This is a genomic window from Candidatus Tisiphia endosymbiont of Parasteatoda lunata (genome assembly GCF_964030955.1).
Lineage (GTDB): Bacteria > Pseudomonadota > Alphaproteobacteria > Rickettsiales > Rickettsiaceae > Tisiphia.
In genome coordinates this window covers 186,058-210,911 of record NZ_OZ035003.1, presented here as the reverse complement: position 1 = coordinate 210,911, position 24,854 = coordinate 186,058, and the positions used below count along the sequence as shown (strand labels likewise).

Sequence of the window (24,854 nt, the reverse complement as noted above, 5' to 3'; positions counted from 1 at the left end):
TTAACTAAAACTCTTTCTTGCTAGATTAACATATTTTTTGCTAAGTGCGAAACTCCTGTTATTGTCATAATTCATTTTTTCCATGACACCAATAAAATAATTACCATGTGGCATTAGTTTTACTATTGCCCAACCGTCCATAATAAATTGAGTAATTTTATCTAAATCAGATTTGTTTTCAGCGAAAGATATAATTTTTTGATGGGTTTTTACCCTTGTCATAATCTTATTTTTTATTGTCCCACTTTGGGAGAAAAACCCCGCACTTGCAGTGCGTCGTTTCAACATAAATTTTAAATATCTTATCAAGAAAAGATAAGAATGAATCATACAGATATTTTTTAACAAAATCTTACACTTCACAGATATATTCTTTTTGTGTTGTGACACTTTCTAAATGAGCCATACACAAATAGTTTCTAACTTTTAAGTTAGTACATACATTAGGCATTCATGCCGTAATATTAAGCTCTGCACTTGCAGTGCAGAGTGGTTAACTAATTTTAATTTCTTATATTTATTGTCCCACTTTGGGAGAAAAACCCTGCACTTGCAGTGCATCGTTTTAACATATAATATGTAGAAATGCAGTATTATAAGAAAACAAGTCATACAATATACGACTGTACCTATCATATAGTTTGGGTAACGAAGTATAGATATAAAGTATTAATAGGAGATATTGGGAGACGCACCAAAGATCTAGTACAGGAGATATGTAAAGATAATGGAGTTGAAATAATAAGAGGCAAGGTTGCCGCTAATCACGTGCATATATATGTATCAATACCTCCATATCAAAGTGTTAGCAAGCTGGTACAATATTTGAAGGGTAAGAGTTCTAGAAAGATTCAGCAAGAATTTCCGGAATTAAAAAAGAGATATTGGGGTAAACATTTATGGGCTACAGGATATTTTGTAAGAACTACAGGTAATGTCACAGATCAGATGATCAAAGCCTACATAGAAAAGCATGAAGGTAAAGATGATGTTGTGGGAGACTTTCAAGTTGAAAATTAGCTGAGGCTAAAGGCATTTATGCCGTAATATTAAGCTCTGCACTTGCAGTGCAGAGTGGTTAACTATTACTAAATCTTTTGATTTTGAAAATGAATGGTGAGAAGGCGTAGCGTACATATAGTATAGTACGCATACGAATCCATGATATTTTCAAAAAACAATTCGTAGGAGCAGGAGAGTATATGTATTTTTATCTGTTCCTAGAATTCACAGTTCGGCATCACGGTGTCAGTATCTTTTAACACCAATTTATCCTAGATAACTAATTATTGCAACATTTTCTTTTATTTTAAATACATAATAATTGACAAATTCTTATCCCGAATTCGCGTATAATATGTATACACGTCAGTTCGGGATAAGATATAGATGAAATAGTAATAGATAAAAGGATTGTCAAAAAGGAGTGCCTGCAGTATTTATATTTTTAAACAAAAAAACAAACTACAGGCATGAAAAAAGATATCACAGAATTATATAGTTTTATAGATGATTTTTGTAAAATTTATTTGGAGTATGAACAGAGAAAGTTATTACCATCAAATAAGCAAAGAAATCGCTGTTGTAGCATGAGTCTAAGTGAAATGTTAACAATAATAATTATGTTTCATACATCCTATGCTAAGAATTTTAAATTTTTCTATAAAAGTTATATAGAGTGCATGCATAAGGATGATTTTCCCAAAGCCTTGAGTTATAATAGATTTGTTGAATTAATGGCACGATTATTCATACCGCTAAATATGTTGATTCATTTGTTGTTTGGTGAGGAAACAGGTATTTATTTTATTGACTCTACAACGATTAAAGCTTGTCACAATAAAAGGCGTTATAGCAATAAAGTTTTTAAAGGATTAGCCAAACATAGTAAATCCTCTATGGGGTATTTTTATGGTTTTAAATTACATGTAATAATCAATAATAAAGGGGAGTTTATGGCATTAAAAGTGACCAAAGGCAATGTAGATGATAGGGTTCCAGTACCGGAGTTAACAAAAAGATTAACTGGAATTATAGCAGCTGATAAAGGTTATATTAAGCAAAATTTGTTCTTAAATTTATATGAAAGAGGCTTAAAAATGATTCATGGAATTAAGAAGAATATGGAAAATAAATTAATGGATTTGAAAGAAAAAATCTTACTTCGAAAGCGTAACTTAATTGAAACAGTTTTTGATTATCTAAAAAATAAAATGAACCTTGAACATACTAGACATAGATCACCAATAAATTCCTTTGTCCATATATTATCTACTCTTGTTGCTTACTCATTAAAGAAAAATAAACCTTCAACAAAATTTGATTTTAATCTACATGTTCACAATATCCTTATCCCAAATTAACGTGTATACATTGCTTTTCAGTACTTCAAGTGGCGGCAAAACAACTCCTTCTTAATACTAGCACAATTTCTGTATTAGATGTCTTTCGAAATTCGCTTATGTGCAAGGATTTAAAGAAGCCACGAAACCTCGATTCACAGCGGACGATGATGTACGTGAGGAGCAGAGTACCGGTAGCACGAATAAATTACCAGCAGAAGTAGAGTTTGCAAAGATATCTATTATATTTTCTACATTATATTACTTAGTGCTTTATAATTTCTGTGCTATACTAACTTTATAATTGATAACTACTAATAGCAGCATATATATGGATAAAATAACTCCTCGCGTGGATTTAGCTTTCAAAAAGATATTTGGTGTTGAAGAGAATAAGGACTTGCTGATATCCTTGATTAATTCTATCGTTGGACAAGAGGATCAAGTGGCAGAGGTAACGCTGCTTAATCCATATAATCCAAAGAACTTTAAGAATGATAAACTCTCAATATTAGATGTTAAAGCCAAATCTGTTGATGGCAAAAGGTTTAATATTGAAATTCAAATTAGCGATGAAGCTGATTATGATAAGCGAGCTTTATATTATTGGGCTAAATTATATACTGAGCAATTAAAGGCAGCTCAGGACTATTCTACCCTAAGCAAAGCCATTGGTATTCATATTCTAAACTTCACTTCTATTCCGAATGTAACTAAATATCACAATGTTTTCCATATAGTCAAAAAAGATAGTGGATTGTTGTATTTCAAGGATCTCGAATTACACACTATTGAGCTTAATAAGTTTACTGATAATTCCCATGAAGAATTACCTGATATACTGAAAAAAGTAAAAAACTCTTTAGATATGTGGACGGCTTTTCTAACAAGACATGATCTACTGAACAAAGATAATTTGCCTAAAGAATTAGACAATGTTGCCTTAAAAAAAGCTCTAACAGTGCTAGATGTTATGAACTTTACTGACGAAGAAAGAGAGGCTTATGAAGATCATCTTAAATGGCTGCGTATCGAAGCTAATACTCTGAAAAAACAACTAGAAAAAGGTATAGCGAAAGGTAGAGAGGAAGGTATAATAGCTATAGCAAAAGAAATGCTATTAAACAATGAGCCGATGGAAAAAATTATTAAATACACTAAGTTAAGTAAATCTCAAATAGAAAATCTAAAATAATGACTTACGATCCTCAAATTTATGATTTACTAACATATTCCATTATTGTTATATAATGGTTAGCTATAGCAGAAGAGGAAATTATGATTAAGAGTATTTGGGCAAAGCTTAAATATGTAGTATACTTGCTTATATATATAGTGATTACTTGGATTGCTGCGAAAATTATACTTATATCAACATTTTCTGATGATGGTCAATGCCATTGCACTGAAACTCCAACTTTACTGCATTATATTTTAGCTTCGATAGTAACTATATTACCAATAATAGCACATATATGTACAAAAAATCGTAAACCAAAAGTAAAATCTGATACTAAATAAATTATGATTGGTAAATTAAAAGGTAAAATAGATGCATGTTTTAATGATTATGTCATTATTGATGTTAGTGGTGTTGGATATTTAGTGTATTGTTCTAGTAAAACTTTAAATAAGTTAGTGGTTAATGAGTTTTGTCAATTATTTATTGAAACACATGTAAGAGAAGATCATATTAATCTTTACGGATTTTTATCTCTCGAAGAGAAGGCTTTTTTTAATTTATTACAATCGGTAAACGGTATTGGTACAAGAATGGCTTTAGCTATTTTATCAAATTTATCACCCGAGCAAATCCAATCAGCGATAGCCAAACGAGACAAAGAAGCTTTTAAAGCCGTTTCCGGTGTTGGGCTAAAAGTAGCTGAACGAATTATCATAGAGTTAAAGGATAAAGTCTTAACTAATTTTACTAACAACCTTACCATGGATAACAATGATACTGACTTAGCTAAGATATCATCTGATGCCACATTAGTGTTAACCTCGCTTGGTATTGGTAAAACTGAAGCACAAAATTTAGTACAGGGAATTATTGCAGAAAATTCTAATCTCTCTATTAATGAACTAATTAAACTTGCATTAAAAGCACGTAGATCCAATGTCTAAAAATATTTTGTCAGCTGATATACTTCCGAGCGATCAAGAATTTTCTCTACGACCTAGCTATTTAAGAGAATTTGTCGGACAACAACAAATTAAGGAGAATTTATCCATTTTTATCCAAGCAGCTAAAAATAGGTCTGAACATTTAGATCATACATTATTTTACGGTCCTCCTGGACTTGGTAAAACCACTCTTGCACAAATTATTTCTAAGGAAATGGGAGTAAATTTTAAATCCACCTCAGGACCTGCTATATCAAAAGCAGCTGACCTAGCTGCTATACTTACTAATTTGCAAGATAATGATGTGTTATTTATTGATGAAATTCACCGTCTTAGTACAAATATTGAAGAAGTATTGTACCAAGGAATGGAAGATTTTGCTTTAGACATAGTTATTGGTGAAGGGCCTTCAGCAAGGTCAGTAAAAATCAATCTACCCAATTTCACTTTAGTTGGAGCAACTACTAGGCTCGGTTTACTCAGCAATCCTTTGAGAGATAGATTTGGTATACCATTGCGTTTGCATTTTTATAACGTGGCTGAATTAAAACTTGTTTTGAGTAGAGCTAGTAAATTGTTAGCAATTAATTTAACCGATGAGGCATTAGAAGAGATAGCGGGGCGTAGTAGAGGAACTCCAAGAATTGCCCTTAGGCTAGTTAGACGAGTGAGAGATTTTGCTTCTGTCGATGATAAGCTAGAAATTGATAAAAATATTGCCAATATCTCCCTAAATCGATTAGAAGTTGACAAAATAGGTTTAGATAGTAATGATTATAGATACTTAAAATTTATAGCTGATAATTATGCTGGTGGTCCGGTTGGTATAGAGACAATTGCAGCAGCTCTATCAGAACAACGTGATGCTGTTGAAGAGACTATAGAACCATATTTAATACAAATAGGGTTATTACAACGTACTCCAAGAGGTAGAGTTATTACTAAAAATGCCTTTGATCATCTTGGAATATCGTAATTTACAGTTACAAAGAGGTAGTTTATGAAAATAATTAATTAGTTATCTCCAACAGCTTCCTAGAAAAAAACATTAAAAATTAGAGAATATATAGCTAACCCGAGTAACATTACTCCGGCTATTAGCGAGGAGCTACTTTATACCAATTGCAATAATTAACGCAGTGTTATAAAATGGTTTTTTAACTGATAAAAGGTAATCAAATAGCTAGGTTAATATTACCGCAAGGTTTTGAAGGTCATGATTTTATAAAAATGATGAAACATGAGCCGCATGGTCGAAATCGTATACGTTTATTGGCGATGTATCACCTTCAATTAGGCAAATCTTTTAAAGCCATATCTGCAATAGTGAAGTCACACTGGAAAACTGTGCAATCATGGCTCAGAAGATTTAGGAATCATGGTTTTGAAGGATTATTTGAATCACAAAGAAGCGGTGCCCCTAGGAAGATTAACACTATACAAGAGTCTACTCTTTTTGATAAAATCAATACGCTCAGTGAAAGTAAAACTGGTGGGTATATAACTGGAAAGGAACTACATATCATGTTACTTGAGGAATATGGTGCTAAATGTGCGTTAAAAACAGTCTACAATACTATGCACCGCCTTGGTTTTAGCTGGATTACTTCTCGTTCAATGCATCCAAAGTCAAATCAAGAGACTCAAAATACATATAAAAAAACTTTCCAGATATGTTAACAGAATTATTACCAAAAAATATCGATAGATGTAAAGTTGATATATGGTCTCAGGATGAAACTCGAGTTGGGCAACAAGGTAGCTTAACTCGTATATGGGCTAAGCGTGGCACTAGACCCCGTAAAGTTCGGCAACAGCAATTCATTTCAACATATATTTATGGAGCTGCTTGCCATGATACAGGAGAAGCTTTTGCATTAATTTTACCATATGCAAACACACAGGCAATGAATAAATTCTTAGAAGACCTTTCTCGCAGTATTCAAGGCAACCGACATATAGCTTTACTAACGGATAATGCAGGTTGGCACACAGCCAAAAAACTAACTGTGCCAAGCAATATCACTTTGATACCGCTTCCGCCCTATGCACCGGAACTTAATGCAATGGAACAAGTTTGGGAATGGATCAAGAATCATTACTTGTCTAACCAATGTTATGGTGTATATGAAGATATCGTCACTATGGCTTGTTACGCTTGGAATCAACTTGCTCATAATGTAGATTTAGTAAAATCAATTATGTATAGAGACTGGATAAATACACCGTGTTAATTATTGCAATTGGTATTAGTGGCAACGAAGAAGCAATCCAAAAAAGTGATAGAAATGGATTGCTTCGTCGGCTCACGCCTCTTCGCAATGACACTAGGATTTATGTACTCCTCGATAATAGTCGGAGTAATGCTAATCGGAGTTAGCTATATATTTTAAAAACAAACTAAGAAATACTTAAGAAAGAAATATTATATGCAAAAAGCTTTAAGTCTTATAATTGCTGCAGCAATTATTTACTCTATTGTCCAAATGAAGATGCTCTCTCCTCCCGAGGACAAAGACCCTAAAGTTCAGACAACTAATGATGCTGAAAATAATAAAAATACTACCGCTGCTCCTGAACAAGCAAATATACCATTAACTGGTAATTTTCTTGAAAAAACTGTTTCAAAGGTTTTGATAAATGCTCTTAAGACAGAAGAAGGTCGACTATTTTTTGAGCATTTACTACAACCAACAAACAAACCTATTACTGATGGTAAATATACTATAGAGGTTAATAAAGACTTAATACAACCAATGTTTAAGATTAATAGCTTTGGTAATGGAACTGTTGGACCAGCTACTTGTGGTCACGTAGTCACATTACGTTATCAATTATTGGATATTAACAATAATTTACTTAGCGAAAATACCAAAACCTTTACACTTGGTTCTAGAGCGATCATGCTAGGTCTTGATGCTGTAGTAGTAGGTATGATGGTTGGACAAACAAGACAAGCGGTGCTTCCTGCAAAATATGCATATTTTAACCAGCAATATAAAGAAGAAGATAGAGAGCATGATACACCTTATAGAGTTAATATTGTCTTAAATTCAATATTACCTAATAATTTTGTTGATAGTAATGAAGTAAAGATATTTGATGATGAAATAGCTTATAGAATACCATTATTATGCGGAGATAAAGTAGGGGTTGACGTAAAGATTACTAAATTATCGAATGGTCAGGTAATTTATGATTCAGTACAGAAAGGTAAGAAATTAGATATAAAAATTGGTGATATTAATTATCCATTAATTGTTTCATATGCTCTACATGGTAAAGTGCCAGTTGGCACTAGAACAGTAATTGCCAAAGGTAAGTCATTTAAGGCACTTGGTTCTAATATCAACAAAATGCTTAATCAAGATAAGATTCCTATGGATGAATATTTGATGCTGGAATTAACAAATTTTCAAACAGAATAATAGAGAAAAGAATGCACGACAATAATTACAAGACAAAAAGAGCTACAGTACCAGCTCTAGAAGAATTATTATTTGAACCTATAAAAATACTAGATCATGGTTTTATCAGAATTATTGATTATATGGGTGATGATAGTAGCATCGTCCAAGCAGCACGAGTATCATATGGTAAAGGTACAAAACAACTAAGCCAAGATAAAGGTTTAATCAATTACCTAATGCGTTACCACCATACAACACCATTTGAAATGTGTGATATCAAATTTCATATTAAACTGCCTATTTTCGTTGCAAGACAATGGATACGTCACAGAACTGCTAGTGTTAATGAATATTCAGCTAGATATTCTATATTAGGAAATGAATTTTATTTACCAGAAAAACAGAATCTTGCTGCTCAATCCACAATAAATAAACAAGGAAGAAGTGATGAAGAAATCCCAAAAGAAATTGCAGATAAAGTCTTAGTGCTACTAGAAAAAGATGCTAAACTATGTTATCAGCATTATACTGAAATGATGAACCAGGATGAACATGGCAATATTATCGATGAAAATACCATAGGTATTACTAGGGAACTTGCGAGAATGAATTTAACCTTAAACTATTATACAGAATGGTATTGGAAGATTAATTTGCATAATCTATTACATTTTCTACTGTTACGTGGGGATTCTCATGCCCAGTATGAAATCAGAGTATATGCAGAGAAGATGCTAGAAATAGTAAAAGCTTGGGTACCTTTTACTTATGATGCTTTTAAGGAATATAGGATAGAAGGTAGTAATATTTCTAAAAAAGGACTGGCTGTTATAAAAAAACTACTCAATAATGAAGAAATTACTCAAGAATCTAGTGGCATAAATAAAAGAGAATGGGATGAATTAATGCAACTTATAAAATAGGTATTATAAAATGATTACAATTGATAGAACAACCTACCGAGCGCCATCTTTTAATGAGAGAGTTAGATTTTTGGTGCTGCATTACACTAACGAAAACTTAGAAGTATCCCTAAGAGACCTACTAGGTCCAAAAGTTAGTGTACACTATCTAGTTTCTGACTCTAATCCGAATCATATATTCCAATTAGTGGAAGAGTCTAGACGAGCTTGGGATGTTGGTGTTAGTGGTTGGCAGGGGCGTCAGAATCTCAATGATACTTCTATAGGTATTGAAATAGTAAATCTTGGTGGTACTACAGATGCTCAAGGAAAGATTCATTGGTATCCTTATCCCGAAGACCAAATTATAGCAGTAATGGAACTTTGTCAGAATATTATAGCTCGCTATGATATTGACTCCACTTGTGTGATCGGTCATTCTGATGCTTCCCCGGGAAGGAAACAAGACCCAGGTCCATTATTTCCATGGAAACAATTATATGATAACAATATCGGAGCTTGGTATGATCAAGATACTGTTAATGCTCTAATACCCAAGGTAGACCTGTCTAATATAAAGTTAATCCAAGAACAATTTAGCAGATATGGTTATGTGTTGCAGCCAACAGGAATAATTGATCAACAAACAACGGATGTTGTAGTATCGTTCCAAATGCATTTCCGCCCAAAGAATTTTTCTGGAAAATTAGATGTCGAGACCGTGGCAATTTTAGAAGCATTATTACAAAAATATCTTATGTAAAAAAGCTGTCCCTGCGAAACCTTTGCCCGTGTGGAGCAAAAAACCAACGTAAGTAGTCTGTCCGGCAAAACTCTATAAGTCTTATAGATAATAGGGTTTAATGGCAGAAAATAATAAAGAAATCTATAAGAAAATGTTAAAATATGCTAATAAACCTTATGGATTTCAGTCAATATGCCAATAGAAAATATTATCAAATCACAAAAACAAGGAAAACTTTTTGGTTATAAATTAAAAGAAGAATTAAACTCAAATAATAAGCTATATAAATTAAGAGAATTAGTTAACCACTCTGCACTTGCAGTGCAGAGTGGTTAACTCAATCATAGATTATGGGGGGCTTTAAATATTTTTGGCGGACGGACTAAGTAGTCTCCCCGTCAAAAGTGCTAAAAATTAAGAAAAATTCAAAATTTAATACCTTAGCCAAAAATTCTTGTATAAAATTTGAGAGTTTAATTTTTTTGATTTAAATTTTTGGTACAAAAAGATGATTTTTAGAGAATTTTTTCATGATGATTTATTAACGATTTTGTAATTATTTGATTATTTTTTTACTGACTAATTTCTATGTAGAAAAATTTGTTTTGAGTAAATGATTCGCAATACACCGTAAGTTCAATCCTACAGCGGAAATTAACGGATTAATGACATCTCCTATTACCCCTTTCAGGTAGTTTCTGCCAACTCTACCATAACTTTTAAGATGCCCTATTATCGGTTCTATGGCACTCCGTCTCTTGAGCATTGCCTTATCATCTGACGATAGTTTCTTCTTGCAATATGGGCTATACACTTTGCCCTTCTCCTTAAAATTATTCCCCTTGTACCCTGAGTCAACAAAGGTTCTTGCTACTTCAACTCCTGTTAATTCTTTTACAATCTCTACAGTCTCCGATAATGTATGCCCATCATATGGATTGCCATGAAAAGATTTTGTCCCTAATACAAAGTTACCCCGACCACTTACTGCTATCGAAACCTTATTACCAAACTCGTATGGCTTGTTTAATTTCCCTTTACCAATGCACTCTACCTCCGGTGCATGAAAACTATATAATATTTTATTCTCTTCTTTATATTGTTCTTTTTCTGCTTTACTCAATATAGATTGTACTTGTATCTTTTTTATCTTATTCAGTATTTCTTGTTGTCTTGCCGATAAACTTAACTTTGCTTTAGCTATTTCTCGCTGACATATCCTAACTAAACGACCCAGTAATACTTTTAAATGCCTCATTATTTTCTTACGCTTCTTGGCTTTACTATTATCCTTATATTTCCATAATTTTAATATATCTCTTTTATATTGCTTGGCATATGTTTCATTTAACTTGATGCCTAAGGCATGACATAGCTTTACTAGCTCTATTCTTGCCTTATCCATCAAGTACACATCATGGGGATACTTAATATTCTTAATTTGTACAGTAGTATCAACTATTATCGATGCTAAGTCTTTTTTTTTACTACACCTGCTTTGCATCCGATTCTTATCAGCTCCTTTAATATCTCATTGTAGCCATCTTCTCCTAATATAGTACGAAACCGACGGATACTAGCTTCTGATATTTCAGCATCTTTCTGCAAATATTCCCAACCACAAAAATACTGCCAATATACGTTCTCTCTTAACTCTTCCTCAGTCGCTGCATCTGACAGGTTATACATCGCTTGCAGCATAGTCACCCCAAGTAACAGGCGGTGACATCTGCGATTCCTACCAAATTTCTTAATATCAACATTTGCTGACAACCATTCCTCTAAACTAGACCAATTTATTGTCCCACTTTGGGAGAAAAACCCCGCACTTGCAGTGCGTCGTTTCAACATAAATTTTAAATATCTTATCAAGAAAAGATAAGAATGAATCATACAGATATTTTTTAACAAAATCTTACACTTCACAGATATATTCTTTTTGTGTTGTGACACTTTCTAAATGAGCCATACACAAATAGTTTCTAACTTTTAAGTTAGTACATACATGAGGCATTCATGCCGTAATATTAAGCTCTGCACTTGCAGTGCAGAGTGGTTAACTAATGATCTTAATTTATATAATTTATTATTGTGGTTTAATTCTGCGGTCAGTTTGTAACCAAAAAGTTGTCCTTGTCTTTGCAACTTTGTTATATTTTCTATCGGCATTAATCAGATAATCCTTAAGTTTTTTGCCAATATTATAGCTTTTTCTTATGGATTCTCTATATATTTTTATCTGCTAAGCATATTATATATTATCCTTCTAGACTTTTGACGGGGAGACTAAGTAATGATACTTACATAACCAAAAACGTTGTCATTCCAGCTTTTAGCTGAATGACAACGAAGGCTTATTAAAGGTTAAAATTTAAGCTTTGCACCAATAAGGGCAACTGTACCTTTAGTTTTTTTCTTAGGAGCTTCAATAAGGTAAACTGGCTTACCCTTAGCTTGGAAATAAGAGATTTCAGCATAAGGCAACAAGCCTGGTGTTATCTTATATTCAGTACCTAAGCTTACTGTATCCACCGTATTTTTATACTTTAGTGATTTAAAATAAGAAAGACTTGTTTTTATAGGACCTTGCCCATAAGCAATTGTACCATTATAATATTTCGTATCACGACCAACTTTATGGTAAGTTTTTGAAGTTAAACTTTTACCTAAACTACCATAAGAAGCAGCACAAGAAATATTACCATAAGTTAAGACTGCACCTAAATTGTAAGCATTTAGATCTGATAGCTTGTTGCTAGATAGTATCTTTCCATTAGGATCTAATACTATAAGTTTGCGAGCTGGCTTAGCATGTTCTCCTGTAACACCAACTTCTACTGCCATATCATCTAAAATCTCATACTTATAGGATATCCCTGCAGAAATCGCATCTTTGACATTGTAATTATAAATTACTGTATCACCTTTACCACCATCTATACCAGGTAGTTCTACTTCAGTTATACCTGTCTTTAATGTACTACGACCTGTTTTACTATCTAAATTTTTTATATTACGATGACCACCAGTATTTGCTGAATCAGGAATATAAGAAATACCAAACTGAAAGCCTTGCATCTCTGGTGTATAATAAGATACTTTTCTAGCTGGCTCTGTTCCTTTATTTATGTCATCGAAGCCATTGGTAAATGAGTCTATGACAGAGGGTGGGACTACCTCAAATTGTGGCTTCATACCTTTATATTGCATACCGCTATCGTCTAGTGAGACATACTTACTCCAACCAAAACCACAACTAGCTGCTGCAACTTTAGCACCACTAACACCCATCTTATTTGCAGCATCATAAGGAGAGCCTAGCTCTACTTTACCATAATCTGTCTCTAAGAATATGAAAGAGCCATTGACACTTGCAGAACCCTTTGGTTTAGTTGTTGGTAGTAAAACCATTTTAACTCCAGCTATTACATCATTAAATTCTTGCTTAGCAGTGGCAGAGAAAGCTGCTTCACTATAAAATCCAAGCTTTTTCTTATTATCAGTAATATATTTACTTTGTTCTGACGACAATTTGCCTTGAGTACTATAACCAGCTTGGAAACCAAAAAATCCTTCTAATTTTATTTCAGTATCTGAAGCAGCTTCAGCTGAAGGAGTAGACCTGCTAAAGGCTGTGCTAGACAAACAAGAGACACAAAGCAACATTATTAATTTTTTCATAGTAATACCATAACTTTCATTATTATGTAGTCGAGTTCATTGAACATAATACATTTCTATTTAAGTATTTATAGCAGAAGATAAACCATAATGTAACAAATTTTCGTAAATAACTATGATTAGTCAGACAAATTTTATTATTTTAATGGTAAAATTACAACTAAATATAACATTTTTTTAATTGTTGCTAATATCATAAAAATATTGTATTCTAGCTTTGCGGGTTGAAATTTTTGTAAATAAAGTTGAAAAAACAAAGGTGGGGTTAACCCCACCTTTTTTATTAAAATCTTTAAATATTTATGTTGTAATGCAAACTATAGAGCAACAAATTATTGATACGGTGCAAGATAACCTGAAAGATATTGGTTTCGACTTAGTAAAAGTAACTTTAAAGGGTTCAACCCATAAAGTACTTGAAATACTAATAGATAGGTTGGATGGTAAAAAGGTTACTATAATAGATTGTCGGAATAGCAGTAGAATTATCTCAGCCCTTTTAGATGTTGAAGATATAATTAGTGATAAATATTTTTTAGAAGTTTCTTCAGCAGGTATTGAACGCCCATTAATAAAATTTGAAGATTATACTAGATTCCTTGGTAGAGAGGCTACCATAAAATTAAAAGAATTATTAAATGGTCAAACTCGATATCAGGGAAAGATAGTTAAAGTTGAAGATAATAAAATTCATCTGAATAACCATGGTGAAGACATAGTGTTTTCATTTAATATGATAAAAAAAGCCTCTTTGGTATTAACAGATGAAATGTTTAGGAATTTAATGAATAAAAAATAGACTTCTTGGATAATTTGCTTCTGCTAGGGAATTTGTAGGAGGATCAAAACCTCGACCCACAGCGTGCTCAAATTCCGTTACAGATTCGAGTCTAGTATACTCAAATGATCCTACGAATTAGATTTGAAAATAGACCTCTTTCGAAACTCGCTTATGCTGAGGGATTTGAAGGAGAGGCGGAACGCAGAACCGCAGCGTACTTAAATGTACGTGAGGATTCGAGTACCGCATCGACGTACAAATCACTAGCAGAAGTAGAGTTTCGAAAGAGGTCTAATGAATGGTGAGCATGCTAGGTCATAGAGTACCATACATTTTTTCTATAATCGTCATAGCAAGGCATCTTTAGATGCTGTGGTGATCTAGGTAAACAGCAAAGCTGTTTTTTTAGAGTAACGCTTCGTGTATCCTAGATTGCCGTGCCGCTGCTTTTTCGCGGCTCCTCGCTATAGACGAACAGCAGCCATTTTAATAGTGGTTATATAGAAAATGTAGGGTACTATGATGCTAGGTGTACATATAGTACATGAGCATGCGAATCCATGATATTTTCAAAAAATAATTCGTAGGAGCAGAAGGAGTATACCGACGCACAAATTATCAGTAGCAAGTAGATGCAAGAAGTTTAATATTAAAAGGCAGTGAATTTATGATTAATATTGGTAACATAGAAATTCTGCAGATCATAGATTCTGTAGCTAGAGAAAAGAATCTTCCTAAGGAAGCACTACTTTCGGCAATGGAACAGGCTGTACAGATTGCAGGACGCAGAAAATATGGAAATGAACATAATATAAAAGCTGAGATTGATAGGAAAAATGGTAATATTAATCTTTTTAGAATCCTTGATGTAGTGGATGATGTGGAGAATTATTTTACTCAAATTTCTTTAAAGGATGCTGTTGAAAAGAAAGTCGATGCTAAAATTGGTGATGAGATTTATGAATTCTTACCGCCTATTGATCTTGGACGTGTTGCAGCTCAGGCAGCTAAGCAAATAATAATACAACGCGTTGGTGAAGTGGAAAGAGAAAAACAATATGAAGATTTTAAAGATAAGAAAGGTGAGATTTTAAACGGCACTGTTAAGAGAGTAGAGTTTAATAATATCATAGTTGACCTTGGTGGTCGTGCTGAAGCAATGATTAAAAAGGAGCAGCTCATTAGAGGAGAAAGCTTTAAGGTTAATGATCGTATTAAAGCTTATGTACAAGACGTAAGATTATCGTCTAAAGGACCACAAATTTTTCTATCTAGAACTGACGACCAAATGCTAATAAAATTATTTGAATTAGAGATTCCAGAGATTTATGATAATATAATTGAATTGCGAGCTATAGCTCGTGATCCTGGATCAAAGGCAAAAGTTGCAGTCTTTGCTTCTGACTCTAGTGTTGATCCTATAGGTTCATGTGTAGGAATTAGAGGCAATAGGATTAAGGCTATTACTAATGAGCTTAATGGCGAAAAAATAGATGTAATATTATGGAGCAAGAATATTGCCCAATTTATTATGAATGCACTTGCTCCTGCAGAAATTGCAAAAATTGTTATTGATGAAGATAAGAATATAGTTGATGTAGTTGTGTCTCAAGATAATTTGAGTCTTGCAATTGGTAGAAGAGGTCAAAATGTTCGTTTAGCCTCTAAACTTACTGGCTGGAATATTAATGTAATGACGGAAGATCAAGAATCCAAACGGAGAAATGATGAGTTTTGCTCTGCTACTGAGTTATTTATGGAGACCTTAGATGTTGAAGAAGTGATAGCACAACTGTTATCTGCACAAAGTTTTACCTCTCTAGAACAGTTAGCTTCCAGTAAAATTGAAACTTTAATGAATATTGAAGGCTTTGAAGAAGAATTAGCAACTGAGATAAGAGAACGAGCAATAAATTATGTAAATGCTAAAAATGAAAAAATTATTATTAAACTCGAAGCTTTAGGTGTTGAACAAGAATTAATTGATGTATTGGATTTACAACCAGAATTCATATTAAAATTAGCTGAGTATGGTGTAAAGACTATAGAAGATTTGGGAGAGTTGACAGTTAATGAATTTAAATCATTAGCTCCTAATTCTAACATGGTAGATGATGATATAGAATTACTGATTCGTACAGCTCGTACTCGTGAAGATGAATAAATTTAAGCAACCTCAGTATCAATCCTGACAGGGGATGCTACCTAAACTACTTAAGTTGACACCCATGTGCGTAGACGGAGTTCTAAAATGTTTAATTAGTTGTCAGTCAAAGCAAGAAAATTTTAAAAAATTTAGCATTTTGGTAATTTAATTTTGGGTAAAGAAAAAATTAACAATTCCCTTAAAAAAAATGGTATTATAGTGTAAGCATGAGATGCAAGTCAAGTGCAAAAGAAAATCTAATAGACCTCTTGCATAATTCTACTTCTACTGGTAATTTGTGTGTGATACCGGTACTCTGCTCCTCACGTACTTTAGAGTACGTTGTGGGTCGAGGTTTCGTGTCTCCTACAAATTCCCTAGCAGGGGTGAATTCTACAAAAGGTCTAACGGTAAATTAGAAATTTGTAAATTATTCGATATACTCAAATGATTTGAAGAATGGAGACAGTTAACCACTCTGCACTGCAAGTGCAGAGCTTAATATTACGGCATGAATGCCTCATGTATGTACTAACTTAAAAGTTAGAAACTATTTGTGTATGGCTCATTTAGAAAGTGTCACAACACAAAAAGAATATATCTGTGAAGTGTAAGATTTTGTTAAAAAATATCTTATCTTATCTTTTCTTGATAAGATATTTAAAATTTATGTTGAAACGACGCACTGCAAGTGCGGGGTTTTTCTCCCAAAGTCGGACAATAAACAAGGGGTGAGTGTACCTTACTATTCCCCACAAATATTTGCAGAAGCCAATTCTTTAAAGCAGAAGAGTATATCTGTTAATCATTAATCACATAGCAAAATTATTTAAAAAACTTTATCACAAATATAATTGCTATTTAAAGGTTTAATATTTATGACGAATAACCAAGAACCTAAACCAAAAAAACTAACACTTGGTGGTCCTAAACTATCGCTTAGTAAGCCAGCCCAACCCACCAATGTTACTAGAGGTTTTGTTAGTTCTGCAAAAACAATTGTAGAAGTTAGGAAGAGTAGCACTCCAGCTAATACTTTGTCTTTTAACAAACTTTGGTCTAGTGGTTCTACTTCTCAAGGCGGCGAATCTACTGCTGGAGAAGAATTTAACAGACGCTTAACTATTTTAAAAAAAGCAGCAGAAGATGCAAAATCTCAGAGTACTGATAGTAAGATTAGCACTCTGAGTAAACTTGCAACTATCAATCAACCTGTGAAAAAAGACGATATTGAAGAAAATGTTCAGGATGAGTTACAAGATATCGAAAATGATTCTGAAATACCACCTACTACATTAGCACCTACATCTTCACAGGATAGCAACCCCTCCAAGTCTTTTGTTAGATCAACACTGATTGGTTCTCAGAGCCATTTTGGTGTTGCACTTGAAGATATTTCTTCAATAGACAAGGCTGGTGATAATAAAGCAGTAGTGCCAAAGGTTAAAATTGAAGAACCTAAAAAATTAAAAAAGGCAGATATCTTCAATATGCTTGATGCAGATGGAAGCGATAATACTGGTAGAACTAGAAGCCTTGCATCAATAAAAAGAGCTAGAGAAAAAGAAAAACGTAAAGCCGACCAACAAACACCAGATAAAGTATATAGGGAAGTTATTATTCCGGAAGCTATTTCTGTAGGATATCTAGCCAATAAAATGTCTGAGCGAGCCACAGATGTTATAAAAGAATTGATGAAGCTCGGTATCATGGCTACGACCGTCCAAACAATTGATGCAGATACAGCAGAGCTTGTTGCTACGACCTTAGGGCATACAGTAAAAAGGGTTCAAGAGTCCGATGTTGAAAATATATTGATTAGTGAAGCTGATAAAGAAGAAGATTTAAAGCATAGGGCTCCTATTGTAACGATTATGGGACATGTCGACCACGGTAAAACTTCGTTACTTGATGCTTTAAAGTCAACTGATTTGGCAAGTCAGGAAACAGGTGGGATCACCCAGCATATTGGTGCTTATCGAGTAACCTTGGCTGATGGTAGGGCTATTACTTTCATTGATACTCCAGGACATGAAGCGTTTTCAGATATGAGAACTAGAGGGGCAAAGGTAACAGATATAGTGGTTATAATAGTTGCTGCAGATGATGGAATAAAGCCGCAAACGATTGAAGCAATTAATCACGCTAAAGCGGCAAATGTTCCTATAATCGTTGCAATAAATAAGATAGATAAACCGGATATTAATCTTGACCGAATTAAAAATGACCTATTAATTTATGATTTAGTTAGTGAAGAGTTGGGAGGTGATACTATAGTTGTACCAATTTCAGCTTTAAAGAAAACTAATTTAGATAAGTTAGAAGAGGCTATATTATTGGTTGCAGAAATGCAGGATCTTAAGGCTAACTTTAGCGGACTCACTGCTGGGGTAGTCATAGAGGCAAGAGTTGATAAAGGTAAAGGAGCGGTTGCTACTATATTGGTACAACGCGGTATTCTAAGAAATGGAGATATAGTAGTTGCTGGAACGAAATATGGTAGAATTAAGAGGATGAATAATGATAAAGGATTAGATATTACCGAGGCAGAACCAACTTTACCAGTAGAGATTTATGGTTTAAATGAAGTTCCGCGAGCAGGAGATCAGTTTAATGTAGTACAGAATGAAAAGCAGGCTAGAGATATTGTAGAGTATCGTGAACGCCTTGCAAAAGAAAAGAAAATTTCTGTTACCCAAAGATCAAGTCTAGAAGCATTATTCCTAAAAGCCTCCGGTAATAGTGGTATGGTAAAAGAATTACCGATAATTGTTAAAGGCGATGTGCAAGGTTCAATTGAAGCAATTATCACTAGTCTATTAAAGTTGCCAAATGATGAAGTTCGTTTAAAGATTTTACATCATGCAGTAGGTGGAATATTGGAATCAGATGTTACTTTAGCTAAAGCATCCAACTCTATTATTGTTGGTTTTAACGTTAGAACTAATAATAATGCTTTGGCTATGGCAGAAAGAGAAAAAGTGGATATTAGATATTATTCCATTATCTATAATTTGTTAGATGATATTAAATCAATAATGAGTGGTATGCTTTCGCCAATTATTCGTGAACAATATATTGGTACAGCAGAGATTAGACAGCTCTTCACTGTCTCAAAAGTTGGTAAAGTTGCAGGTAGTTATGTTACCAAGGGTACTATTAAAAGAGGTGTTGGAGTTCGCTTGTTACGAGATAATATTGTTATTCACGAAGGAAAACTTAAGACTCTAAAACGTTTTAAAGATGATGTCAAAGAAGTTCATGAGAATTTTGAATGTGGTATCGCTTTTGAAAATTATGATGATATAAAAGAAGGTGATATAGTAGAAGTCTTTGAAATTATTGAAGAAAAAAAACAGTTATTGTAAATGCAAAAACTTTCTGATAAAGACAAGTCACAAAATAGGTCACAAAGGCAAAAAAAAGTGGCAATATTAATAAATGAAGCATTAGTGGAAGTACTAAGGCGTGGTAAGATGTTAGATGAACGTCTGATTAATTGTCCAGTAACTATTACTAAAGTCTTAGTTACCTCTGATTTAAAAATAGCAGATTGTTACTTTTTACCATTTAATACTACTTTTAATGAGATACAACTTACTGAGTCTTTAAATAATTCAAAATATGCTATAAGAAACTTTATAACTGCTAAAATTAATTTAAAATACTCACCGGAAATTCGTTTTCATTATGATCACGGATTTGATAATGCTTACAAAGTTGAGGAATTATTGAAGCAAGTTGAAACTAATCGAGTGAACTAGGATTACAATGAATCAAAACCTTACTCATCGCAAAGCCACAATTGCTGACTTAAGAACAATTGTTAACCTTCTTTTAGAAGATGAACTTGGACAAACAAAACAGTTTTCAGCAGAATTGGATCAAGCTTATATTGATGCGTTCTACAAGATAGATAGTGATCCACATCAATATTTGATGATAGTTGAAATGAATAAAGAAATAGTTGGCACTTGCCACCTGACTATCATGCCATCGCTAACTTTCATAGGTTCAACTAGGATGCAAATTGAAGCTGTTCGTATCTCAGAAAAGTATAGAGGAAAACATTTCAGTGAATGGATGATGAGTATTGCAATGAAATATGGCAAATCAAAAGGTGTCTCCATTGTTCAACTTACAACTAATAAAAAACGTCCAAGAGCCAAACAGTTCTATGAAAGACTTGGTTTTGAAGCAACACATGAAGGAATGAAATTATATAGTTCTAATGAATAATAGCGTTATTATTTTAAATATTCACTTAAAAATCTCATGATTCCATAATTTTTTAAAAAATTCTTCTATTGGTAATATATTTATTTCTCGATTATCTAGGCATATTTTCCTTGAATTATCTTCTAAGCAAACTACATATCCTTGTTCCACTTGATGCTCTTCCATAAAAGATTTTATACTTTTTAGTTCAGTCTTATGGGTATTCGAAGATATTTTTACTTCAATTGGTAATGACTTACCAGTAATAGTGCTAATTATAAAATCCACCTCTACACCTGTTTTAGTACGCCAATAATTTATACGATGATCTAAATCATTCAGCTTTATATATGCTTGTAACTCAGTAAATACGTAATGTTCTAAAGCCCTTCCTGCTTCTGATCTTTGGTATTATTAAAATAGGCCTCTTTCGAAACTCGCTGTAGCGTTGAGAAAGTCGACGGTAGAAATCATGCTGACCAACATAGCAATTACCCTGAAGATAAAACTACCCATCATCCTAAATTTATTTCAGGAGATGAAAATAGTATAAAATCAAGCAAAGTAGATGGTCAACCCGTCTCAGGAGCTGGTCAAACCAAGGAAGATAAGCCAAAAGCAACAACAACTGTCGATGATAAGCCATTTGATTATTCGATGTTATTCCTTGCAAAACCTGAATCTGAAACTGGACTGATTTTTCAAGACAAATTTTTCACTAATTTTGTTTCCCATTTTACATAATTTTTAAGCTGCATTTTGTAAGTAATCAAGATACACGTTCATCGGTTTTTTATAACCAATACTTGAATGGAATCTTTGATTGTTATATTTATCCATGTATTTATCAATACCATCTTTAAGTTCTGCGATATTTTTAAAATCATTTATAAATATACAATTATATTTTAAAGTTCTAAAAAATCTTTCAATCACAATATTATCAATGCTTCTACCCTTACCGTTCATTGAGATTTGTATATTATTCTCTTTTAGAATTCCCGTATGCTCATGTCCAGTATATTGACTACCCTGATCACTATTGAATATTTGTGGTGCAGGGTATTTATTCAGTGCATCTTTTAATACATCGGTTACAAGTGATGCATCCATAGAATTAGATACTTTATAACTTAGTATTGCCTTACTATGCCAATCTATAATCGCCACAAGATACATAAATCCTCCGTTAGTTCTAATATAAGTAATGTCACCACTCCACACTTGATTAACATAAGGTACATGAATAGTTCTATTCGTTCCTGATTTGTGCCAGTACGGCTCAAGCAAATAGCTATAAATTTTATGTTGACCATCCTTCACAAAAGTAGATTGCTTTTTATGAGGATGAATAGCTTCTATACCCATTATTCCCATATATTTAAGCACCCTATCTCTGCCCACATTAAAGCCGTCTTCCAATAATTGTTTGTATATATAACGATAACCATACTCAGGGTTATCCGTATATATTTCATCTATTCTATTTAAAATATCAAGATTATATAAGCTCATTACTTTAGCTTTATAATATACTCCAGATCTGCTTATCTTTAATAGTTCACATTGCCTTGTCTTTGCTAACGTACTCAGCTTGGGGTCGACAAGACTTTTCTTATTTGATAAGTCCAAGCTGTTTAGCTTTCCCACCGCCCAGTCCCTCTCGACTGTAGCCTTACCTAATGCTTTTGCAAGTTCATCGTTTTGATTCTTAAGTTCACTAATCTGCCCTTTGTACTCACTAACAGCTTTTGCTGGCTCAAATGCCAATGACGCATTATCTAAAAATTGTCGTTTCCAGTTTTGCATAGTTTTAGCCGTTACTTCATATTTGACCGATAACTGACCTATTGTTGATTCTTCTTTTAACATCTCTAATACTATTTTAGTTTTTGCTTCTGCACTAAAATTTTTAATTTGTTTTTTACCCATTTGTTTCTCTTTAATTTTATTTATTATTCTATACTTATTGAGAAACAAAAATACCTGCTTCTTTGTCTAATTTTTTCAGTCCATTATATCTAAAGAACCAAAATTATCTCCGGACACTGCTGCATTATTAAAAGCTATCTTGCCCTTCCAACAAGTACCTAGCTCTAGCACTACTGCTGGTGGTTCTGATTGGGCAACAAAGGAAATAACAAGAAAGCTAGAAGGTAGTAATTTCTCTATTCCTACATCTACTACTAGCACATTACTGCCGAGTGAAGTAGATCATAAAGGCGTTTCAGGAGCTAGTCAAACCAAGGATGAGCATCGCATTCAGGAAGATAAGCTAGACAGTAAATTAAAGGAATTTATTCGAGATAATCAGGAAATTGCTAAAAAAGTAGAGGAAATAGGTTACGAGAAATTTAAGCAGCAATTGATAGAAGCAGCTAAAGTAACCTGAGTTTGACGTAAGCACCAAACAAAATGCTAAGCATTATGTAATAACATAAACAAACTGTTGGTGGTGAGCTATGGTAAAAATAAAACCTTCTTTTAAACTAGTGTGTTAGGAGAAAGAATATTTGAAAAGTAAGAAGGGAGGGATTATAAAGTTCTCGAATAATAACAACAAAATTGGAGAATATATTATGATCCCTCTTACGGAGATTTTCTGCTTAATTGATGATTTTTGCAAGCATTTTGATACGGAGCAAAATAAATATATATTACCAAATCCTAACCGTAAGCGTAAAGTAGTTTGCAGTATAGGACTCTCAGAGATTATTACTATTATAGTAATGTTTCACTTGAGTCACTACCGTACCTTTAAAGATTTTTATTTATGCTGCCTATGTCAAAGTTATAGAAAGGAATTTCCAAAACTTGTGAGCTATAGTCGTTTTATTCAGTTAATGCCAATGAGCTTCATGCCCATGGTGTTACTGCTAAAAAGCCTATCAGGAAAACAAACTGGTCAATATTATATCGACTCTACTAAACTTCCTGCTTGCCATAATTTAAGAATTAATAGACATAAAGTATTCAAAGACATAGCAAAAAGAGGTAAGACTTCCACTGGGTGGTTCTTTGGTTGTAAGCTACATATTGTCATTAACAGTTGCGGAGAGATTATGAGTTTTTCTTTAACTCCAGGAAATGTTGATGATAGAGCAGTGGTGGAAAATTTAGTAGATAAATTACAAGGCTGGCTTTTTGGTGATCGTGGGTATATCAGTAAAAAACTCACTCAATCCCTTGCTAATCAAGGTTTAGAACTAATAACAAAAATTAAAAGTAATATGAAAGAAAAAATAATAGATCCTATTAAAAAGCGGTTTTTAAATAAAAGGTATATTATTGAAACCATTAACGATCAACTAAAAAACCTTTGTCATATAGACCATACAAGGCACAGATCTGTTATGAATTTTCAAACTAACGTATTAGCTGGACTGCTTGCCTATGTTTTTAAGCCTAATAAAATTTCTGTAGCTTTTGGAAAATTAAACAATCTCAACCTTCCTCTTACATCAAACTGAGGTTAAAGTAGCATCCCAAAAACAAAATGAGACTAAAGCTGATAGTTTGAAAGATAAAATTAGCTTTGGCATTAAGGAATTGTTTGGTATACAAGAGGCAGAGGCAAGTTCTGTTGCCCGTCAAGGTATAGGGCTTCTTGGTAGCACTGAAATTGGTAAGGGTGAGCCAGTTGTCGCCCCTACGTTTAGTAGGATGCTGGCTAATCCTAAAGAAGAGGCGATTAAATGGCTAGTTGAGCATATGGATGGTGGAATGCTTTTAACTACACTTATTGCACTTAGTGCACCGTCAATAAATGAGTATAATCTATCAAGCGAGTTTGAAAAAAGAAAACATGATGATAATAGTAATAAACCATCTACAAGCAAACAACAGCAGAAGGTGTCTGCTGCTTCCTTCATACCTGACCCGGGTGACCTCGAGCCTGATGATGATGAAAAAAATGTTGAAAATAAAGATGAGATAAAATATAAAAAATCTAATTACGAAAAAGGTGATGATATTGGATTGCATCGTTTTACAGAAAGATTTGAAAAAACAAAACTAAGAGATCCAAAAAGTGGTCAATATTTAGAACCAGATTTTGGACGGGGTAGTGGAAGTGGAGGGCATGGAGGTAGCCATTGGAAACTTTATGATGGGAAAAGGCGAATTGGTACTATATGGCGGAGTGTTAGGGAACGTGCGATGAAGTGCCACTTTGGCAAAATATGCTAAAAAATGTTGCAATTTACAAAGTGCCGAATATAATTCGGTGATAGAATAGCACTAAAAAGCAAATAAATTATTTTTATAATAGAACGCATTTATAAGCTTGCAAAATTATTGCTAGTACGTCCGCCAAAAATATTTAAAGCCCCCCATAATCTATGATTGAATAAAATTTTTACAAAAAAAATTCTAATATTTGCACTAAAATTAAAAATTGTTTTCAATTTTATTGTCCCACTTTGGGAGAAAAACCCCGCACTTGCAGTGCGTCGTTTCAACATAAATTTTAAATAGAGTCTGTCCTATAGTTTGTGTAAGTT

At 33.3% G+C, this 24,854-nt stretch carries 30 protein-coding genes and 1 pseudogene; 21 read left to right on the top strand and 10 right to left on the bottom strand.

The features are described 5' to 3' along the window. Positions 1–390, bottom strand: a complete 390-nt coding sequence (locus tag AAHN00_RS14925; RefSeq protein WP_410521402.1) for a DUF2674 domain-containing protein — start codon at positions 388–390, stop codon at positions 1–3. 36 nt (positions 391–426) lie between these two features. Next, the gene (locus tag AAHN00_RS01225) at positions 427–612 is read right to left on the bottom strand and encodes a hypothetical protein (protein WP_342272734.1); all 186 of its coding nucleotides are present in this window, start codon (positions 610–612) and stop codon (positions 427–429) included. On the opposite strand from AAHN00_RS01225, the gene tnpA reads away from it, so the two are divergent. The 12 genes from tnpA (at position 586) to AAHN00_RS01160 (ending at position 9,862) form a co-directional block, all read left to right on the top strand. Beyond that, complete coding sequence (gene tnpA / locus AAHN00_RS01220) at positions 586–1,020, top strand: IS200/IS605 family transposase (protein WP_342271870.1); 435 nt, start codon at positions 586–588, stop codon at positions 1,018–1,020. The two genes, AAHN00_RS01225 and tnpA, sit on opposite strands and share 27 nt — an antisense overlap. A 452-nt stretch (positions 1,021–1,472) precedes the next feature. After that, complete coding sequence (locus tag AAHN00_RS01215; RefSeq protein WP_342271500.1) at positions 1,473–2,363, top strand: IS982 family transposase; 891 nt, start codon at positions 1,473–1,475, stop codon at positions 2,361–2,363. A gap of 310 nt (positions 2,364–2,673) precedes the next feature. Then, entirely contained in the window at positions 2,674–3,537 is an 864-nt protein-coding gene (locus AAHN00_RS01205; RefSeq protein WP_342271869.1) for an Rpn family recombination-promoting nuclease/putative transposase, read from the top strand. 83 nt (positions 3,538–3,620) lie between these two features. Then, positions 3,621–3,863, top strand: a complete 243-nt coding sequence (locus tag AAHN00_RS01200; protein ID WP_342271868.1) for a Holliday junction ATP-dependent DNA helicase RuvA — start codon at positions 3,621–3,623, stop codon at positions 3,861–3,863. A 3-nt stretch (positions 3,864–3,866) separates the two neighbouring features. Then, positions 3,867–4,469, top strand: a complete 603-nt coding sequence (gene ruvA, locus AAHN00_RS01195; protein WP_342271867.1) for a Holliday junction branch migration protein RuvA — start codon at positions 3,867–3,869, stop codon at positions 4,467–4,469. Then, complete coding sequence (gene ruvB / locus AAHN00_RS01190; protein WP_342271866.1) at positions 4,462–5,445, top strand: Holliday junction branch migration DNA helicase RuvB; 984 nt, start codon at positions 4,462–4,464, stop codon at positions 5,443–5,445. Before ruvA ends, ruvB begins: the two co-directional genes overlap by 8 nt. Positions 5,446–5,699: 254 nt before the next feature. Beyond that, positions 5,700–6,149, top strand: coding sequence for a helix-turn-helix domain-containing protein (locus AAHN00_RS01185; protein ID WP_342271865.1), 450 nt, complete (start codon positions 5,700–5,702; stop codon positions 6,147–6,149). After that, positions 6,143–6,703 (top strand): IS630 family transposase, encoded by a 561-nt coding sequence (locus AAHN00_RS01180; RefSeq protein ID WP_342270961.1) that lies wholly within the window; start codon positions 6,143–6,145, stop codon positions 6,701–6,703. The genes AAHN00_RS01185 and AAHN00_RS01180 overlap by 7 nt, the downstream gene beginning before the upstream one ends. 195 nt (positions 6,704–6,898) lie before the next feature. Beyond that, complete coding sequence (locus AAHN00_RS01175; protein ID WP_342271864.1) at positions 6,899–7,897, top strand: FKBP-type peptidyl-prolyl cis-trans isomerase; 999 nt, start codon at positions 6,899–6,901, stop codon at positions 7,895–7,897. Positions 7,898–7,908: 11 nt separating this feature from the next. Next, on the top strand, positions 7,909–8,802 hold the full coding sequence (thyX, locus tag AAHN00_RS01170; RefSeq protein ID WP_342271863.1) for an FAD-dependent thymidylate synthase: 894 nt from the start codon (positions 7,909–7,911) through the stop codon (positions 8,800–8,802). A 10-nt stretch (positions 8,803–8,812) separates the two neighbouring features. Continuing rightward, positions 8,813–9,544, top strand: a complete 732-nt coding sequence (locus AAHN00_RS01165) for an N-acetylmuramoyl-L-alanine amidase (RefSeq protein ID WP_342271862.1) — start codon at positions 8,813–8,815, stop codon at positions 9,542–9,544. Between the two features lie 174 nt (positions 9,545–9,718). Continuing rightward, positions 9,719–9,862, top strand: a complete 144-nt coding sequence (locus AAHN00_RS01160; protein WP_342271861.1) for a hypothetical protein — start codon at positions 9,719–9,721, stop codon at positions 9,860–9,862. 250 nt (positions 9,863–10,112) lie between these two features. On the opposite strand, the gene AAHN00_RS01155 is transcribed toward AAHN00_RS01160, so the two are convergent. The 4 genes from AAHN00_RS01155 to AAHN00_RS01140 all read right to left on the bottom strand — a co-directional run bounded on the left by AAHN00_RS01155 (position 10,113) and on the right by AAHN00_RS01140 (position 13,207). Further along, a complete protein-coding gene (locus tag AAHN00_RS01155; protein ID WP_342271532.1) occupies positions 10,113–11,030 on the bottom strand; it encodes a transposase in 918 nt (305 codons plus the stop codon). Next, positions 10,997–11,479 (bottom strand): transposase, encoded by a 483-nt coding sequence (locus tag AAHN00_RS01150; protein ID WP_342271860.1) that lies wholly within the window; start codon positions 11,477–11,479, stop codon positions 10,997–10,999. Before AAHN00_RS01150 ends, AAHN00_RS01155 begins: the two co-directional genes overlap by 34 nt. A gap of 36 nt (positions 11,480–11,515) precedes the next feature. Then, positions 11,516–11,695 carry a hypothetical protein gene (locus AAHN00_RS01145; protein WP_342271859.1) on the bottom strand — a complete coding sequence of 60 codons (180 nt, stop codon included), beginning with the start codon at positions 11,693–11,695 and terminating at the stop codon, positions 11,516–11,518. A gap of 195 nt (positions 11,696–11,890) precedes the next feature. After that, the gene (locus AAHN00_RS01140) at positions 11,891–13,207 is read right to left on the bottom strand and encodes a porin (protein ID WP_342271858.1); all 1,317 of its coding nucleotides are present in this window, start codon (positions 13,205–13,207) and stop codon (positions 11,891–11,893) included. Positions 13,208–13,517: 310 nt separating this feature from the next. Here AAHN00_RS01140 and rimP point away from each other — a divergent pair, with 310 nt between their 5' ends. The 6 genes from rimP (at position 13,518) to AAHN00_RS01100 (ending at position 20,373) form a co-directional block, all read left to right on the top strand. Further along, positions 13,518–14,006, top strand: coding sequence for a ribosome maturation factor RimP (gene rimP / locus AAHN00_RS01135; protein ID WP_342272713.1), 489 nt, complete (start codon positions 13,518–13,520; stop codon positions 14,004–14,006). Between the two features lie 649 nt (positions 14,007–14,655). Continuing rightward, positions 14,656–16,152, top strand: coding sequence for a transcription termination factor NusA (gene nusA, locus AAHN00_RS01125; RefSeq protein WP_341747730.1), 1,497 nt, complete (start codon positions 14,656–14,658; stop codon positions 16,150–16,152). A gap of 558 nt (positions 16,153–16,710) precedes the next feature. Further along, the gene (locus tag AAHN00_RS01115; protein ID WP_342271856.1) at positions 16,711–16,869 is read left to right on the top strand and encodes a hypothetical protein; all 159 of its coding nucleotides are present in this window, start codon (positions 16,711–16,713) and stop codon (positions 16,867–16,869) included. Positions 16,870–17,012: 143 nt separating this feature from the next. Beyond that, the gene (infB, locus tag AAHN00_RS01110) at positions 17,013–19,502 is read left to right on the top strand and encodes a translation initiation factor IF-2 (RefSeq protein WP_342271855.1); all 2,490 of its coding nucleotides are present in this window, start codon (positions 17,013–17,015) and stop codon (positions 19,500–19,502) included. Beyond that, positions 19,503–19,898, top strand: a complete 396-nt coding sequence (gene rbfA / locus AAHN00_RS01105) for a 30S ribosome-binding factor RbfA (protein ID WP_341755660.1) — start codon at positions 19,503–19,505, stop codon at positions 19,896–19,898. A gap of 7 nt (positions 19,899–19,905) precedes the next feature. Then, positions 19,906–20,373, top strand: a complete 468-nt coding sequence (locus AAHN00_RS01100) for a GNAT family N-acetyltransferase (protein WP_342271854.1) — start codon at positions 19,906–19,908, stop codon at positions 20,371–20,373. A gap of 21 nt (positions 20,374–20,394) precedes the next feature. Here the strand turns inward: AAHN00_RS01100 and AAHN00_RS01095 are convergent, their stop codons facing one another. From AAHN00_RS01095 to AAHN00_RS01090, 3 genes and pseudogenes are all read right to left on the bottom strand, one after another. Beyond that, entirely contained in the window at positions 20,395–20,640 is a 246-nt protein-coding gene (locus AAHN00_RS01095; RefSeq protein WP_410521401.1) for a hypothetical protein, read from the bottom strand. Between the two features lie 3 nt (positions 20,641–20,643). Further along, positions 20,644–20,694 (bottom strand): annotated as a pseudogene (locus tag AAHN00_RS14920) (hypothetical protein); the annotation flags it as partial. 405 nt (positions 20,695–21,099) lie between these two features. Continuing rightward, positions 21,100–22,284, bottom strand: a complete 1,185-nt coding sequence (locus AAHN00_RS01090; RefSeq protein WP_342270888.1) for an IS3 family transposase — start codon at positions 22,282–22,284, stop codon at positions 21,100–21,102. 139 nt (positions 22,285–22,423) lie between these two features. Here AAHN00_RS01090 and AAHN00_RS01085 point away from each other — a divergent pair, with 139 nt between their 5' ends. The 3 genes from AAHN00_RS01085 (at position 22,424) to AAHN00_RS01075 (ending at position 24,540) form a co-directional block, all read left to right on the top strand. Next, complete coding sequence (locus AAHN00_RS01085; protein WP_342271853.1) at positions 22,424–22,744, top strand: hypothetical protein; 321 nt, start codon at positions 22,424–22,426, stop codon at positions 22,742–22,744. Between the two features lie 187 nt (positions 22,745–22,931). Beyond that, positions 22,932–23,822 carry an IS982 family transposase gene (locus AAHN00_RS01080; protein ID WP_342270981.1) on the top strand — a complete coding sequence of 297 codons (891 nt, stop codon included), beginning with the start codon at positions 22,932–22,934 and terminating at the stop codon, positions 23,820–23,822. 46 nt (positions 23,823–23,868) lie between these two features. Further along, positions 23,869–24,540, top strand: coding sequence for a hypothetical protein (locus AAHN00_RS01075; RefSeq protein WP_342271852.1), 672 nt, complete (start codon positions 23,869–23,871; stop codon positions 24,538–24,540). An 89-nt stretch (positions 24,541–24,629) separates the two neighbouring features. Here the strand turns inward: AAHN00_RS01075 and AAHN00_RS01070 are convergent, their stop codons facing one another. Beyond that, on the bottom strand, positions 24,630–24,815 hold the full coding sequence (locus tag AAHN00_RS01070; RefSeq protein ID WP_342271851.1) for a hypothetical protein: 186 nt from the start codon (positions 24,813–24,815) through the stop codon (positions 24,630–24,632). Positions 24,816–24,854: the final 39 nt, after the last annotated feature.

Bases quoted from the DNA above. Each gene is read 5' to 3' on its own strand.
- tnpA (WP_342271870.1), top strand. From the start codon at position 586: ATGCAGTATTATAAGAAAACAAGTCATACAATATACGACTGTACCTAT.
- AAHN00_RS01225 (WP_342272734.1), bottom strand. From the start codon at position 612: ATGACTTGTTTTCTTATAATACTGCATTTCTACATATTATATGTTAAA.
- AAHN00_RS01215 (WP_342271500.1), top strand. From the start codon at position 1,473: ATGAAAAAAGATATCACAGAATTATATAGTTTTATAGATGATTTTTGT.
- AAHN00_RS01205 (WP_342271869.1), top strand. From the start codon at position 2,674: ATGGATAAAATAACTCCTCGCGTGGATTTAGCTTTCAAAAAGATATTT.
- AAHN00_RS01200 (WP_342271868.1), top strand. From the start codon at position 3,621: ATGATTAAGAGTATTTGGGCAAAGCTTAAATATGTAGTATACTTGCTT.
- ruvA (WP_342271867.1), top strand. From the start codon at position 3,867: ATGATTGGTAAATTAAAAGGTAAAATAGATGCATGTTTTAATGATTAT.
- ruvB (WP_342271866.1), top strand. From the start codon at position 4,462: ATGTCTAAAAATATTTTGTCAGCTGATATACTTCCGAGCGATCAAGAA.
- AAHN00_RS01185 (WP_342271865.1), top strand. From the start codon at position 5,700: ATGATGAAACATGAGCCGCATGGTCGAAATCGTATACGTTTATTGGCG.
- AAHN00_RS01180 (WP_342270961.1), top strand. From the start codon at position 6,143: ATGTTAACAGAATTATTACCAAAAAATATCGATAGATGTAAAGTTGAT.
- AAHN00_RS01175 (WP_342271864.1), top strand. From the start codon at position 6,899: ATGCAAAAAGCTTTAAGTCTTATAATTGCTGCAGCAATTATTTACTCT.
- thyX (WP_342271863.1), top strand. From the start codon at position 7,909: ATGCACGACAATAATTACAAGACAAAAAGAGCTACAGTACCAGCTCTA.
- AAHN00_RS01165 (WP_342271862.1), top strand. From the start codon at position 8,813: ATGATTACAATTGATAGAACAACCTACCGAGCGCCATCTTTTAATGAG.
- AAHN00_RS01160 (WP_342271861.1), top strand. From the start codon at position 9,719: ATGCCAATAGAAAATATTATCAAATCACAAAAACAAGGAAAACTTTTT.
- AAHN00_RS01155 (WP_342271532.1), bottom strand. From the start codon at position 11,030: ATGCAAAGCAGGTGTAGTAAAAAAAAAGACTTAGCATCGATAATAGTT.
- AAHN00_RS01145 (WP_342271859.1), bottom strand. From the start codon at position 11,695: ATGCCGATAGAAAATATAACAAAGTTGCAAAGACAAGGACAACTTTTT.
- AAHN00_RS01140 (WP_342271858.1), bottom strand. From the start codon at position 13,207: ATGAAAAAATTAATAATGTTGCTTTGTGTCTCTTGTTTGTCTAGCACA.
- rimP (WP_342272713.1), top strand. From the start codon at position 13,518: ATGCAAACTATAGAGCAACAAATTATTGATACGGTGCAAGATAACCTG.
- nusA (WP_341747730.1), top strand. From the start codon at position 14,656: ATGATTAATATTGGTAACATAGAAATTCTGCAGATCATAGATTCTGTA.
- infB (WP_342271855.1), top strand. From the start codon at position 17,013: ATGACGAATAACCAAGAACCTAAACCAAAAAAACTAACACTTGGTGGT.
- rbfA (WP_341755660.1), top strand. From the start codon at position 19,503: ATGCAAAAACTTTCTGATAAAGACAAGTCACAAAATAGGTCACAAAGG.
- AAHN00_RS01100 (WP_342271854.1), top strand. From the start codon at position 19,906: ATGAATCAAAACCTTACTCATCGCAAAGCCACAATTGCTGACTTAAGA.
- AAHN00_RS01090 (WP_342270888.1), bottom strand. From the start codon at position 22,284: ATGGGTAAAAAACAAATTAAAAATTTTAGTGCAGAAGCAAAAACTAAA.
- AAHN00_RS01080 (WP_342270981.1), top strand. From the start codon at position 22,932: ATGATCCCTCTTACGGAGATTTTCTGCTTAATTGATGATTTTTGCAAG.
- AAHN00_RS01070 (WP_342271851.1), bottom strand. From the start codon at position 24,815: ATGTTGAAACGACGCACTGCAAGTGCGGGGTTTTTCTCCCAAAGTGGG.